Annotated in this window: 14 protein-coding genes; all 14 read right to left on the bottom strand. The window is 41.9% G+C overall.

The window, feature by feature from the left end:
- Positions 1-108: 108 nt before the first annotated feature.
- The gene (locus tag B7717_RS03520; protein WP_084944208.1) at positions 109-1800 is read right to left on the bottom strand and encodes a cache domain-containing sensor histidine kinase; all 1692 of its coding nucleotides are present in this window, start codon (positions 1798-1800) and stop codon (positions 109-111) included.
- Entirely contained in the window at positions 1797-2534 is a 738-nt protein-coding gene (locus B7717_RS03515) for a response regulator transcription factor (RefSeq protein ID WP_084944207.1), read from the bottom strand. Before B7717_RS03515 ends, B7717_RS03520 begins: the two co-directional genes overlap by 4 nt.
- A gap of 70 nt (positions 2535-2604) precedes the next feature.
- Complete coding sequence (gene msrB / locus B7717_RS03510; protein WP_084944206.1) at positions 2605-3717, bottom strand: peptide-methionine (R)-S-oxide reductase MsrB; 1113 nt, start codon at positions 3715-3717, stop codon at positions 2605-2607.
- A gap of 9 nt (positions 3718-3726) precedes the next feature.
- On the bottom strand, positions 3727-4290 hold the full coding sequence (locus B7717_RS03505) for a redoxin family protein (protein WP_084944205.1): 564 nt from the start codon (positions 4288-4290) through the stop codon (positions 3727-3729).
- Positions 4291-4303: 13 nt separating this feature from the next.
- Positions 4304-5014 (bottom strand): thiol-disulfide oxidoreductase-associated membrane protein CcdA2, encoded by a 711-nt coding sequence (gene ccdA2, locus B7717_RS03500; RefSeq protein ID WP_084944204.1) that lies wholly within the window; start codon positions 5012-5014, stop codon positions 4304-4306.
- A gap of 164 nt (positions 5015-5178) precedes the next feature.
- Positions 5179-5730 (bottom strand): GNAT family N-acetyltransferase, encoded by a 552-nt coding sequence (locus B7717_RS03495; RefSeq protein WP_084944203.1) that lies wholly within the window; start codon positions 5728-5730, stop codon positions 5179-5181.
- Positions 5731-6025: 295 nt separating this feature from the next.
- Positions 6026-6850 carry an ammonia-dependent NAD(+) synthetase gene (gene nadE, locus B7717_RS03490; RefSeq protein ID WP_084944202.1) on the bottom strand — a complete coding sequence of 275 codons (825 nt, stop codon included), beginning with the start codon at positions 6848-6850 and terminating at the stop codon, positions 6026-6028.
- Positions 6847-8307, bottom strand: a complete 1461-nt coding sequence (locus tag B7717_RS03485) for a nicotinate phosphoribosyltransferase (protein WP_084944201.1) — start codon at positions 8305-8307, stop codon at positions 6847-6849. Before B7717_RS03485 ends, nadE begins: the two co-directional genes overlap by 4 nt.
- 116 nt (positions 8308-8423) lie before the next feature.
- Positions 8424-8912 (bottom strand): DUF6773 family protein, encoded by a 489-nt coding sequence (locus B7717_RS03480; RefSeq protein ID WP_084944200.1) that lies wholly within the window; start codon positions 8910-8912, stop codon positions 8424-8426.
- Complete coding sequence (locus B7717_RS03475; RefSeq protein WP_001107501.1) at positions 8902-9111, bottom strand: helix-turn-helix transcriptional regulator; 210 nt, start codon at positions 9109-9111, stop codon at positions 8902-8904. Before B7717_RS03475 ends, B7717_RS03480 begins: the two co-directional genes overlap by 11 nt.
- A gap of 198 nt (positions 9112-9309) precedes the next feature.
- Positions 9310-9720, bottom strand: a complete 411-nt coding sequence (locus B7717_RS03470) for a GNAT family N-acetyltransferase (RefSeq protein ID WP_084944199.1) — start codon at positions 9718-9720, stop codon at positions 9310-9312.
- Positions 9721-9818: 98 nt separating this feature from the next.
- Positions 9819-11183 (bottom strand): amino acid permease, encoded by a 1365-nt coding sequence (locus tag B7717_RS03465; RefSeq protein WP_042902072.1) that lies wholly within the window; start codon positions 11181-11183, stop codon positions 9819-9821.
- Positions 11184-11259: 76 nt separating this feature from the next.
- Positions 11260-11742 (bottom strand): transcription elongation factor GreA, encoded by a 483-nt coding sequence (gene greA / locus B7717_RS03460; protein ID WP_000818765.1) that lies wholly within the window; start codon positions 11740-11742, stop codon positions 11260-11262.
- Positions 11743-11804: 62 nt separating this feature from the next.
- Positions 11805-13553 carry an endolytic transglycosylase MltG gene (mltG, locus tag B7717_RS03455; RefSeq protein ID WP_084944198.1) on the bottom strand — a complete coding sequence of 583 codons (1749 nt, stop codon included), beginning with the start codon at positions 13551-13553 and terminating at the stop codon, positions 11805-11807.
- Positions 13554-13570: the final 17 nt, after the last annotated feature.

Genomic DNA, 13570 nt, shown 5'->3' with positions numbered 1-13570 from the left:
CTTGATACCTCTTTTGTCACTATCTATCATATCTTTTTTTACGGATTTTATCAAGGCCAACTAATCATTCTGATTTTTAATAGTAAAACTCCCAGAGTGAACTGGGAGTTAACTAGTTTCAATTTTATTGATGTATATTTCAACCGTCGTCCCTTTTGAAGGTACAGAATCAATCTTCATCTGATAGTTTTCTCCAAAATGAAGTTTGAGTCGTTGGTCGACATTTTGAAGACCAACTCCCCCACGTTTGAGCTGACTTTGACTACTATCGCCAGCAGCTTGGAAACCAACACCATCATCCTCAATGCGGATGACAAGCCCTGAATCCTTTTTCTGGACGGAAACTTTAATATGTCCCTGTCCATCTTTCTCCTTGATGCCATGATAAAGGGCATTTTCTACAAGGGGTTGTAGCACCAGTTTAGGCAAGACTAAATTATCAAAGTCAGGATCTTCAGCAATTTCATACTCCAGCTTATCACCATAGCGTTGTTTCTGGATAAAGAGGTACTGGCGAACATGATTGATTTCATCAGACAGGCAAATCAAGTCCTTTCCTTGATTGAGCGCCAAGCGGAAATAGGTTGCCAAGGACTTGGTCACCTGAACCACTCGCTGACTATCCTGAAACTCAGCCATCCAGATGATAGTGTCTAAAGTATTATAGAGGAAATGGGGGTTAATCTGGCTCGACAGTGCTTGAAGTTCATACTGCCGGGTCGCTTCTTCCTGCCTGCGCACATCTTCCATCAACTGATCAATCTGATCCAACATGGCATTGAACTGGCGAGTCACTTCTCTCAGTTCATAGGCACCAGCTTCTTTAGCACGAAGATTTTGTGTACCAGAAGCAATTTTCAGCATGGTTTCTCTCAGGTCCTTCAAAGGCGCAATCCAGCGTTTGAGACTGAACCACACCAAGCAGAGACAGGCAAGAAGAGATAAGGCACTAGCAGCAAGCAAGGTCCACATGAGTTGACTCCGAACCTGGTCTAGCTTCTCCAGCGAAGACACGCCTATAACCGTCCAATCAGTCCCTGCAATCTGTTCCTGACTGACGTAGGATTGATGATCCAGCGTATAGCCCTGCCCCGTCTCGATGTAGGGTTTCATGGCCTCCATTTCACTCGCTGAGCTATAGACAGTACGTTTAGGATGGTAGACAAATTCATGCTTTTCATTGATGATAAAGGCAAAACCCTGCTGACCCAACTGGAGTTGGTTAAGATAGGCTTCCAGAGTTTCGTAGGAAATATCCAAACGAAGCACGCCAAGATTGCCCCCCTCTGCATCAACAAGTTCCTGAGTAACAGAAATGACCCACTGACTGTCTGATTTACGAGCTGGTGTCAAAACTGGCTTAGCTCCCTGATGAATAGCCTTTTGGTACCAATCCTCAGCCATCATATCAGAGGAAGTTTTCATCTGCACACTGTCATCAGTGGAAATGACCTGACCGGATTTGGATACCAGTACCACCGTTTTCAAGTCCTGATCCGCCTTTAAGATAGTCAAAAACAGATCTCTGATTCCCTTGGCTTGGACTTGGTTAGGATTCTCAGCATAGGCTAAGACATCTGCCTGCTGGGTCAAACTGGTAGAGGTGGTTTCTAATTTTTTGATATAAGAATGAATAAAGTGGCTAGTTTGGCTAATGGTCGTTTGGCTATTACCCTCAATAGTGGCCTCAATGGCTGCTGAACTAGATTGATAATAGAAAGTCCCAACCAGAGCTAGGAGAATGAGAAAGACCAGAAAGATGGAAATAACCATTCTGACTAAAAGAGAAGAACGCTTCATCGGCCTTCTCCTTTCTTAAACTGACGAGGTGTCACACCTGCAATCTGTTTAAAACGTTGGGTAAAGTAGTTCATATCTTCAAAGCCAACCTTTTCGGCTATCTCGTAAATCTTTAAATCTGTGGTCAGAAGCAAGAGCTTGGCTTGTTTAACACGCTCTCTCACCAGGTAATCCTGAAAAGGCAGGCCCAACTCTTTCTTAATCAAGGAACTCAAATAAGTCGGACTAAAGCTCAAATCACTGGCCAAAGACTTTAAACTAAATTGGCTATCAGCCAGATGAGACTGGATCTTCTGAGCCAGGTTTCCCTCAAACTTATCGGTTAATAAATCTTGTAACTGCTCTTCTTTTTCTTCCTTGTCTAGTTTTTGCTTGATTTTCCCCAACATTTCCTCAATATCCTGACGAGAAAAGGGCTTGAGCAAGTAGTCATCTACACCGAGTTTGACAGCAGACAAGGCATAATCAAAATCATCGTAACCCGTCAAAAATACCAGATGCACCTGGGGATAGGTTTCTCGGACCAGCCTGGCCAACTGGATGCCATTTAGCTGAGGCATATTGATATCGGTTAAAATGATGTCTGGCACCTGCTTTTGAATCAAGTCCCAAGCCTGTCTTCCATTTTCAGCCTGACCGATGATTTCCATATCGTAGGCCGCTACATTAACCAGCTTGGTCAATCCTTGTCTTACCAGATACTCATCTTCTACGATTAAGATTGTGTAGGTCATGCTCTGCTCCTTTACCACTTACTAGTATCAGTATAGCAAAATTCTCCTCTAACTGCTTAGGAAAGACTTCTTAATCGACATAATCTAGTAAATAGGCATAGCCTTTTTCTTCCATTTGGTCTTTGGGAATAAATCGGATAGAGAGACTATTGATACAGTAGCGTAAGCCACCCTTGTCCTGTGGTCCATCCGTAAAGACATGGCCAAGGTGAGAATCTCCAACTCGGCTCCGCACTTCCATGCGTGTCATATTGTAAGACTTATCTTCCTTGTAGGTAGCAACATCTGGGCTGATTGGTTGGGTGAAACTAGGCCAGCCACAACCAGACTCAAACTTGTCCTTTGATGAAAAGAGAGGTTCGCCAGTAGCTACATCTACATAGATACCAGATTCAAATTTATCCCAATAGCGGTTTGAAAAAGCTCGTTCTGTTTGATTTTTCTGGGTAACTGCATACTCCTCAGGTGACAAGGTCTTCTTCAATTCTTCATCACTTGGTTTAGGATATTTGCTGGCATCAATGACAGGGTAGGCAGCCTGATTAACATTGATATGACAGTAGCCATTTGGATTTTTCTTGAGGTAGTCTTGGTGATAATCCTCCGCCACCACAAAATTCTTCAAGTTTTCCTTTTCAACTGCCAGAGGTTGGTCGTATTTCTTAGCAACTTCATCAAAGACTTGGTTGATTACCTCCAAATCCTTGTCATCTGTGTAATATACGCCGGTACGATACTGAGTCCCCACATCATTTCCTTGTTTATTTTTGCTGGTTGGATTGATAATGCGGAAGTAATGAAGCAGGATTTCTTTAAGAGAAATTTGATTAGCATCATAGGTGACATGAACAGTCTCTGCATGTCCTGTTTGGTTAATCAATTCGTACTTGGTTGTTTCCCCTCTACCATTTGCATAGCCTGAAACGGCATCTGTCACTCCAGGCACGCGTGAGAAGTATTCCTCCACTCCCCAGAAACATCCCCCAGCTAAATAAATTTCGTGCAGGTCTGCGTCTTTGCTAATTTCTGTTTTTTTCACTGTTTTTCCTCCTTGGCTAACTGATGCTTTCTCAATTTGCGAGCTATCTGTCTGCCCTGCATTTCGCATCAATAGAAAATAGAAACCGGTTAGGACTAGGAGAATGACCCCTGCCAAGACAAACAATTTTACTTTATCATTCATAGCCTTTCTTTACCCCATTTCTTTCAATTCTTTTAAAATCATATCCTTATCCATAAAACCTGGTTGCGTTTTGACCAGCTTGCCTTCCTTGTCTATAAAGGCTTGAGTCGGGTAAGAACGAACACCATAACTTTCCAAAAGTTTGCCTGACGGATCAATTAGAACTGGAAAATTTTTATAATCCAAGCCCTTGTACCAATTCTTAAAGTCCGCTTCCGCTTGTTCTCCCTTGTGTCCAGGTGACACTACCGTCAAGACCACATAGTCATCACCAGCATCCTTAGCGATTTCGTCCGTATCTGGAAGGCTGGCTAGACAGATGGAACACCAAGAAGCCCAGAATTTGAGATAGACTTTCTTACCCTTGTAATCAGACAAGCGGTAGGTTTTGCCATCTACTCCCATCAGTTCAAAATCAGCAACCGCCTGACCTTTAGTCGCAGTTTGCGAACTGACTTGTTCTGTTTTCGTTTGCTCCTTCATAGTAGACTCGTCTGACATGTTTTTAGCCGAACAGGCTGCCAAACAACAGATTGAGCCTACTCCAAGGAGACATGTTTGCCATTTTTTCATTTCTTTTTCCTCTCTATTCAAATAATGTAGTCAAAATGGAAGCATTTCCCAAAAGAACCAAGATTCCCATCACGATAATGAGGAAACCACCTACTTTTTTGAGGGTTCCGAGATAAGGATGGAGTTTTCGGAAATGTTTCAAAACATAGCTGGAGGCGAGAGCTAGGACTAAAAATGGTAGCGCCAATCCCAGCGTGTAAACCAACATGAGACCAGCTCCCTGCCAAGCTCCTGAACCACCTGAAGCCGCCAAAGCCAAAACAGAGCCCAGAACTGGCCCCACACACGGCGTCCAAGCAAAACTAAAGGTCAACCCCAGTAAAAATGCCTGACTATAGCCGTTACCCTTTTGCCCCTGTCTCTTTAATTGTAGCCTTCTTTCCTTGTAGAGTCCCTGCAAATGTAAAACTTCCATCTGGTGCAAGCCCAAGAGAATGATAACCGTACCCGTCACATACTGAAACCAAGAAGCATACAGCAAATTGCCTAAAAAACCAGCTCCATAACCCAGTAAGATAAAAACAAAGGAAATCCCCGCTATAAAGGCCAGAGTTCGCAATAAACTTACAAGTGAGATTGAAAATTTTCCGCTAGAATCCTGAGCATCATTCTTATCATCCAATAAGACTCCTGCATAGACTGGCAACAAGGGTAAGATACAAGGAGAAAAGAAGGAAAGAATTCCAGCAAGAAAAACACTGATAAAAAAGATTACATTGTCCATTGCCTTCCTCCATTCTTTGATTTGATAGGACTATTATAGCTCCAAAACTCCAGAAAAAACAGGGACAATGATAGGGAAAAATAGGAATTTAATCAGTTTATTTAGAAATCTGGCACAAAAAAAAGCCAGACAAGGTCTGACTTTGATAGAAACAGAAAAGAAAATCATCTGTCTTTTCTGCTTATCTGGTAATAAATAAGGTCCGCAACGTAGTCTTCTCTCTCTACACCATTGGCAATGGTTTTTAGATAAGACATTCCCGCTTTTTCCATCACACGGCCTGAAGCCGGGTTGAGACTGGCATATCTTGCTCTGACCTTTTGAAATCCTGCTTGGGTAAAACAAAAGTCTAACACAGCTTTCAAGGCCTCTGTCATCATACCACGACCCCAATAGTTTTTTCCTAAAATATAGCCAATTTCACAACTTGAATCTTTCTCATTCATCTCAACGATGCTGATATCTCCTATCACTTGCTCAGGATTTTCTTTGAGACAAATGGCCCATTTGTAATAGTTGGGATTGGGATAGGATGCAACCCAATTTCGAATCGAGTTCCGAGTCACCTCAACATCAGGATGAGGATCCCAGGTGACATAGGTCAGATTCTCAGCAGACGAAGCCCAATTTTGAAACATGGCTTCCGCATCACTCTCCACAAATCTTCTCAAAATCAAACGTTCTGTCTGTAACATTTGCGTACCGATTGCTTTCATAATGTTACCTCGCTTTCTAAGCTTAAGGCTCAAGCTAAAAAAGTCCCCGGACCATCTTCGCTTTCTTATTTCTAGGCTCAGGGTAAAAAGACTATACTCAGTAACAGCTAGAAAACAAGTTTTTCATCTAGTTACTTGACGCAGTCGCTGTCTGGTTTGAAATGCGCTTTACCAAGCTTTTTCAAACCTAGTCATCGTTGCGGGGGTGAGACAACGAAATCGAACTCTTCGAGTTACCGAATCTGCCTCGCTTTCTCATTTCCAGGCTCAGGGTAAAAATCTCCACTGGAGGTTTTTACTCCCAAAAGTCATCAAAGACGGTAATTGGTAGGTGGCGTTTGTGTTGGCCTTTGTGCCACCAGTTTTCGATAGTCGCTTGGACTTCTGGGCTGATTGTTTTTCCTTCAAGGTAGTCGTCAATTTCATTGTAAGTGACTCCGAGGGCGACTTCATCTGCAATACCTGGTTTTTCTTCTTCCAAATCTGCTGTTGGGATTTTTTCATAAAGGGCTGGGTCTGCACCAAGTTCCTGCAAGAGTTGTTTTCCTTGGCGTTTATTGAGTCGGTAAAGAGGGAGAATATCCGCACCACCGTCACCAAACTTGGTAAAGAAACCTGTGATGTTTTCCGCGGCGTGGTCTGTCCCAATAACAGCTCCGCTATGTGCTCCAGCAAGGGCATATTGAGCGATCATACGGCTACGAGCCTTGATGTTTCCTTTGTTAAAATCCGTCATTGGACTGCCTGTAGCTTCTATCGCTAAGGCCATAGCATCAACAGATTCCTTGATATTTACAACTAGACTGACATCTGGCTGTATGAAAGCGAGAGCTTTTTGTGCATCTGCTTCATCAGCTTGCACACCATATGGCAGGCGGACAGCGATAAATTGATAGCTGTCATCTCCTGTCTCAGCTCGCATTTCTTCCATAGCTAATTGCGCCAAACGTCCTGCTAAGGTTGAGTCTTGTCCCCCAGAAATCCCTAATACAAAGGTTTTAAGGAAAGGGTGTTTTTTCAAGTATCTCTTTAAGAAATCAATCGAACGACGAATTTCTTCCTGGGCATCAATCACTGGTTTGACGCCCAGTTGCTGGATAATGGTCTCTTGCAAACTCATTCTTCTTCTCCTTCACCAAGAGCTTCTTTGCGCATCTTGTCAATCAAGTCCATTTTGTCCTGCCAAATATCACGCGCCAGATCCACTGGATAGTGTTGCGGATTGAGTACCCGTTTGTACTCATCCCAAAGTTTGTCAAATTCCTTACGAGCATAGGCTTGAATGTCAGTCAAACTAGGCAAATCGTAAACTAATGTTCCTTCTTTAAAGATATCCACCAAGAGAGGAACAGCATCAAAGTTTCGAACGGTCTTCTTAATGTAAGTATAGGTCGGATGGAACATTTTGATTTCTGTCATGCTGGCAACATCCACACCGTCATAGGTGATGTAGTCACCTTCTGACTTACCTTTTTCACGACTAGTAATGCGCCATACCTGCTTCTTACCTGGGGTCGATACTTTTTCAGCATTGCTTGAAAGCTTGATGGTATTGCGCATCTTACCAGTTTCATCTTCGATAGCCACAATCTTATAAACCGCTCCAAGGGCTGGCTGATCATAGGCTGTAATCAGCTTGGTACCCACCCCCCAAACATCAATCTTAGCGTGTTGCATTTTGAGGTTAAGGATGGTATTTTCATCTAGGTCATTGGAAGCGTAAATTTTGGCATCTGGGTATCCAGCCTCATCCAACTGTTGTCGAACTTTCTTGGAGATATAGGCAATATCCCCTGAGTCAATACGAACGCCTTTAAAATTAATCTTGTCTCCCAGTTCACGCGCTACCTGAATGGCAGCTGGCACACCGATGCGAAGCGTATCATATGTATCTACTAGAAAGACACAGTCACGATGGGTTGACGCATAAGCCTTGAAGGCCTCATAGTCGTTTCCATAAACCTGTACCAAGGCATGGGCGTGGGTTCCTAGGACTGGAATGCCAAAGAGCTTCCCTGCTCGCACATTGCTAGTTCCGTTAGCTCCACCAATCACGGCTGCGCGTGTTCCCCAGATAGCTGCATCCATTTCTTGCGCACGACGTGTCCCGAATTCCATCAAGGGTTCATCTTCAATGACTGAACGAATACGTGCTGCCTTGGTCGCTATCAAGGTTTGAAAGTTAACGATGTTTAAGAGAGCCGTTTCGACCAATTGACATTGGGCTAGAGGTCCTTCAACCTGCACAATCGGCTCATTAGCAAAAACCAAGTCCCCTTCCTGAGCAGAACGAACCGTTAGTTCTAACTTGAGATTTCGTAGGTAATCCAAGAATTCTCCATGATACCCAAGCGTCTCCAAGTAGGCAATATCGCTATCTGAAAAGTGTAAGTCTTCAAGATAATGTACAATTCTTTCCAAGCCAGCAAAAACCGCATAACCGTTGTTAAATGGTTGCTGGCGGAAATAAACTTCAAAGACCGCCTTTTTATTGTGAATTCCTTGGTCAAAGTAAACTTGCATCATGTTAATCTGGTACAAGTCCGTGTGCAATGTCAAACTATCATCTGGATACATCTGTTTTCCTTCTTCCTTCTTTACAAAGGTATGAACGTATTCTACCACTTTCACACCGTCCGATAAATTAGTACTATTATAACACATTTTACCGAGATTGATAAAAAGCTAACAAGCTATTCTCCATTCTCCAGTTCATCCATATCTTGCTCAAACTTTTTTTGAGCCCATTCGCCATAACTTTTAAGGCCGAGATTGCCGATAAAAACCCAAGGAAGGTAAATCAGATAAGTAATAACCCAAGCAGACAAGTATTTGAAGTTCAAAGGATTGTGCTGATAAATTTCGATATTGAATTGATAATTTTGCAACATCAAAAGAGTCGTAATAGCGAGAGTTACCAGCAAACACCCTCCAATCGTAAAATGAAAACGACTATAGTAGGTCACTCCAAGTTGTCGTGCACGATTGAAAAAGAAGAAAATTCCTAAAAGAAGAGTAACCAGAAGAATATCCGGATTAAAAAGAGCAGGTGCTAATACAGCCACCAAATAACTTAGCAGAATGAGCCCGATAAACATATAAAAAGTCTCTGTCCCAGCTTTGTTAAACAGTTGTTCTTCTCTTTCGTCTAGTAATTGATAATAAAAAAATCTATTTTTCATCTTCTTCCTCCCAAAATAATTGATCCAAAGTTTTGCCTAAGCATCTGCAAATGGACTGGCAGAGGGAGAGACTAGGATTGTATTTCCCTGCTTCTATCAAGCCTATAGTCTGCCTAGTAACACCCACAGCTTCTGCTAAATCACCCTGTGTCATATCAAGCTCCACACGAGCTAGTTTTAACTTTAAATTTTTAGCCACTTGATTCCTCCTTTTAATTTTTAAAAAGTTGCGCTTCTTTTCAAATATATTATACCATATATCTGACTTAATGCAATGTATAAATGGCATTTTGTAAGATTTTGTTAACAAAAAAACTCTCTATCATCTTACATGATAGAGAGTATTCGTTCTTTTTGCTACTTAGCTAAGCTCCTCTTCAAAGGAAAGAAGTCTAGGTCACAAATCCTTTTGGTAATAGTATCTCTGCCCTGTGTAGGGATAGTCTTGCAAGATAAAGACTTCCTTGTAGCCATGACTTAGATAAAAATCTGGCGCTTGAAACTGGTAAGTGTTGACAAAAGCAAAACGACAATTTCGTTTCTTGGCTTCATTTTCTGCTTGCTGCAGTAGTTGTGAACCAATTCCTTGTTCCCGTAGCCCCTCTTTCACAAACAAATATTCGATTTCCAACCAATTTCCGAAAGTCTCAGCTACTAATCCCGCCATGAGATTGCCCTTTTCGTCTTCGACATAAAGATTCAGTGGCTCACTTTCAGCCTCTTCTCTTTTAGAGCGATTATAAGTACGAATTTGATTCGCGATTTCTTGCGCTTTATGCGACTCCTTATTTTCTAATCTAAGGTACATCCAAACCTCCTAATAAACTACTACAGCTTGATTATAATCCTATTTCAATAGACTGTCAAACTAGAAAACTCACCAAACAGAGTTGATGAGTTCATGATTTATTTTCTAAATTTCCACTGACTATAAATCCCAAAAACAAGGATCCAGATAGCAGAACCAACTGCCCCCATGAAAGTCGACTCTTGCAAAAAGAGAGTCACAAAAACAAAGACAAAAAAGAGAATGGTTAGGGGATTAAGCAAGCGATACTGAGGCATGAGATAGCCATCAGCCATGAAGTCTTGTGACTTGCGGTATTTTAGATGAGCCACCATAATCAAGATATAAATCGCGATGTAAACACCTGATGAAGATGCGGTGATCAAAGCAAAGGCATCTGAAACACCTGGCAACACATTGATAAAGGCAGCCAGAGCAATCAAGATCGCTGAGGCGATAATGGCATTTTGTGGAACATTGTGGCGAGAAAGGGTATCGACCTTGATGGCCTTTAAGAAACGATTGGGCGAATCATGGGCAATCTGATATAAGTGTCTCCCTGTTGAGTAGAGAGTTGAGTTAAGAGCAGACGCTGCTGAGGTCAATACAACAAAGTTGATTAGAGCTGCTGCCCACTTGATCCCTGCCAGTTCAAAGACCGTTACAAATGGAGAATCTGAAGAATTAAGATAAGACCAAGGAATAATGGCCATAATCGCAATGAGAGCTCCCCCGTAGAAGAAGATAATTCTGAGAGGAATTTCCTTAACAGCTTTGGGCAAGACCTGACGAGGGTTCTTTGTTTCAGAAGTTGTCACCCCGATAAACTCAATCATCAGATAAGCAAAAAATACCATTTGAAAGGCCATGACAAAGTTCATAACTCCGTTTGGAAAAAGAGAGAACTGGTCGCTGATATTTGCCAAACTTGCAACACCATGCGGTGTCTTAAAGCCTGTCAAAACCATAAAGACCCCAGTTGCAATCATGGCTAAGATCGCCACAATCTTGACCATAGCAAACCAAAACTCGACTTCTCCAAAGAGCTTAACCGCAATCAGGTTGACCAACGCCAAAATCGTTAAAAAGACAAGCTGAATCAGCCAGCTAGGCCAGGTAGGGAACCAGAAGCGGACATAGTCTGAGATGGCAGTGATTTCTGCCATACCGATAAAGACAACTGACAGCCAATAAGACCAAACTGAGAAATATCCCCAGCCTTTACCCAAATGACGGGTGATAAAGTTGATAAAGGTATGCTGTTCTGGATCCTGATACAGCATCTCTCCAACAGCCCTCATCATCAAAAACATAAAGGCTCCTGTGATCATATAAATCAGGATGATAGAAGGTCCTGTAAGGCTGATAGAGCGACCAGCACCTAGGAAAAGTCCTGTTCCGATTGTTCCCGCAATGGCCATCACCTGAACATGGCGATTGGTTAAACCACGCTCCATTTTGTTTTTCTTCTTATTTTCACTCATATTGTCTCCTATTTATCCAAAAAACCAAAAAGGAGTTGAGCAAGGCAAGGCCTTCACTACTCCTTTTTCATCCTATTTAGGCTGTTTTCTCAACCTTTAAGATTTTGACATCATAGCTACCAACTGGTGTTTCAATCGTTGCAGTATCGCCAGTCTTCTTGCCAATCAAAGCACGGCCAATCGGACTTTCATTTGAGACTTTACCAGCAAAAGCATCTGCACCTGCAGAACCGACGATGATGTAGACCTCTTCTTCGTCTTCACCGACTTCTTGGATTGTTACTGTTTTACCGATTGCTACCTCATCTTGGGCAACTGCATCGCTATTAACAATTTCAGCATAACGAATTTTTGTTTCTAAACTTGAAATTTGTCCTTCAACAAAAGCTTGTTCATCTTTCGCTGCTTCATACTCACTATTTTCTGAAAGGTCTCCATAGGAACGAGCAATCTTGATACGCTCTACGACTTCAGGGCGTCGAACGAGTTTCAACTCCTCTAATTCTTTTTCTAGTTTTTCCTTTTCTTCAAGGGTCATTGGGTAAGTTTTTTCTGCCATTTTTTTAACTTTCTTTTCTATTTACTTTTTTAAAACAAAATTATGTGGAAAACCACATAATTTTAGTTTGAACTACTTGCTTGAGGTAACTTGCTATTGATATGCTCTGCAACGTTTTGATCATGTTCTTCTTTTGTTGTCGCAAAGTATACTTTACCGTCTTCAACATTTGCTACAAAGTACAAGTACTCACTCTTTGTCTGATTTACACTTGCTTCAATCGCATCCGAACTTGGGCTATCAACCGGTCCAGGCATGAGGCCAAGGTGTGTGTAAACATTGTATGGTGAATCAATCGTTGTATCAATTCCAGCGTCATCTGCTAAACTAATCTTTTGACCAAGTTTTCCTTGAGCATATAGGATAGCGATATTACTTTGAAGTGGCATACCAGCATTCAAGCGGTTATAGAAGACACCTGCGATCATCTTGCGGTCTTCGGTTTTAGCACCTTCTTTTTCGACAAGAGAAGCAATGCTGAGCAATTCATTAACTGTCAGATTCTTTTCTTTGATCGTAGCGTAATATGGTGACATAGCCTTATCCATAGCAGCTACCATCTCATCAATCAAACTTTCAACAGTTGTACTGTCTTTGATTGTATAGGTCGCCGGGAAAAGGTAGCCTTCAAGACGATAACGAACGCCACTGTCTTTTGTTGGAAGACTTCCAAGTAGGTTTGGATACTTGGCTACTAATTGTGAGATAAAGGTCTCATCTTGAGCTTTTGCCAAGAAAGCATCCGCAGTAAGAGGTTCTTTAAATTCACCTTGAAGTTGTCCTACTGTTTGAGCGATTTGCTCTAATGTATAGCCCTCTGGAATTGTCAAGTTTGCAAGAACAGGTGCCTGAGCTTCAGGAGTCCCACCTTTTTCCAATTCTTGAATCAACTCATCCGTACTCATACTCTTCTTCAAGTTGTAATAACCTGACTTCAAGTTAGCATGGCTATAATATTTAGCATAAAGGCTAAAGATAAGTCCATGTTTAACCAAACCAGATTTTTCCAAGGTGCTTCCAATTTCTTGAACATTTGCACCGTCTGGGATTTGAACCGTTACGTAATCCTTAGAGCTCGCATCAACAGGCTTCAAGGAATCTTGAACGTAACCATAGCCAAAATAACCACCACCTGCAACGAGTACTAGGAGAACTAGAACTGTTACTAGGCATCCTTTGGATTTTGATTTTTTCTTTTTCTTAGTTGATGTTGCACCTTGACGACGACTACGACGAGAACCCTCTCTTAAGCTGTCTGAGGACTCAGTAGAAACGGGCGCCTCAATCTCATTCTCAGGAGCAATTGAATCATCGGCTTCTTCCGTCTTATAGGTCACCGCTATCTTAGTCGGAGTATCGTTAAATTCTTTTTCTTCGGGTTTAAGCTCAACTGGTTCTACCTTAGGCTGAACAGGTTCCACTACAGGTTCTTCAGCCAGATGAATCGGCTCTACTAGAGGTTCTTCAGATTCTACAACCTCAATCTTGTCGATGATTGGCTGTCTAATCTCTTTCTCTTCTTGGTCATCTGTTTCATCAGTTCTAGCACTTGAAAGTGGAGGAACACTTGGTGCATTCTTTAGGATTTTATCGACAACAGACAGGGAATCAGCCATCAACTCTTCTGTTGATGTTTCTGGTTCAAGATCTGAAGGAGTTGCTGAACTAGCTTGAGATGATGAAGCCGTCAGATTTGGAATCTCTACTTCTTTCTCTCTTCTATCTTGTTCTTTTACTCTTTCTAAATCACGTAGAATCTGCTCTTTAAAGCTTAATTTTTCTTCTTCTCTTGATTTTTCAGTCAAAAGCATTACCTCCTTGTTGACAA

This window comes from Streptococcus oralis subsp. oralis (assembly GCF_002096495.1).
Lineage (GTDB): Bacteria > Bacillota > Bacilli > Lactobacillales > Streptococcaceae > Streptococcus > Streptococcus oralis_CU.
The sequence above is the reverse complement of the archived record's forward strand: the minus strand, read 5'-3'. Positions and strand labels throughout refer to the sequence as shown.

What these genes read in the sequence shown, in the direction of transcription:
- B7717_RS03480 (WP_084944200.1), bottom strand. Translation starts at nt 8,912, where the DNA reads ATGAAAAATAGATTTTTTTATTATCAATTACTAGACGAAAGAGAAGAA.
- nadE (WP_084944202.1), bottom strand. Translation starts at nt 6,850, where the DNA reads ATGAGTTTGCAAGAGACCATTATCCAGCAACTGGGCGTCAAACCAGTG.
- B7717_RS03485 (WP_084944201.1), bottom strand. Translation starts at nt 8,307, where the DNA reads ATGTATCCAGATGATAGTTTGACATTGCACACGGACTTGTACCAGATT.
- B7717_RS03465 (WP_042902072.1), bottom strand. Translation starts at nt 11,183, where the DNA reads ATGAGTGAAAATAAGAAGAAAAACAAAATGGAGCGTGGTTTAACCAAT.
- B7717_RS03470 (WP_084944199.1), bottom strand. Translation starts at nt 9,720, where the DNA reads ATGTACCTTAGATTAGAAAATAAGGAGTCGCATAAAGCGCAAGAAATC.
- B7717_RS03520 (WP_084944208.1), bottom strand. Translation starts at nt 1,800, where the DNA reads ATGAAGCGTTCTTCTCTTTTAGTCAGAATGGTTATTTCCATCTTTCTG.
- B7717_RS03505 (WP_084944205.1), bottom strand. Translation starts at nt 4,290, where the DNA reads ATGAAAAAATGGCAAACATGTCTCCTTGGAGTAGGCTCAATCTGTTGT.
- msrB (WP_084944206.1), bottom strand. Translation starts at nt 3,717, where the DNA reads ATGAATGATAAAGTAAAATTGTTTGTCTTGGCAGGGGTCATTCTCCTA.
- ccdA2 (WP_084944204.1), bottom strand. Translation starts at nt 5,014, where the DNA reads ATGGACAATGTAATCTTTTTTATCAGTGTTTTTCTTGCTGGAATTCTT.
- B7717_RS03515 (WP_084944207.1), bottom strand. Translation starts at nt 2,534, where the DNA reads ATGACCTACACAATCTTAATCGTAGAAGATGAGTATCTGGTAAGACAA.
- B7717_RS03495 (WP_084944203.1), bottom strand. Translation starts at nt 5,730, where the DNA reads ATGAAAGCAATCGGTACGCAAATGTTACAGACAGAACGTTTGATTTTG.
- greA (WP_000818765.1), bottom strand. Translation starts at nt 11,742, where the DNA reads ATGGCAGAAAAAACTTACCCAATGACCCTTGAAGAAAAGGAAAAACTA.
- mltG (WP_084944198.1), bottom strand. Translation starts at nt 13,553, where the DNA reads ATGCTTTTGACTGAAAAATCAAGAGAAGAAGAAAAATTAAGCTTTAAA.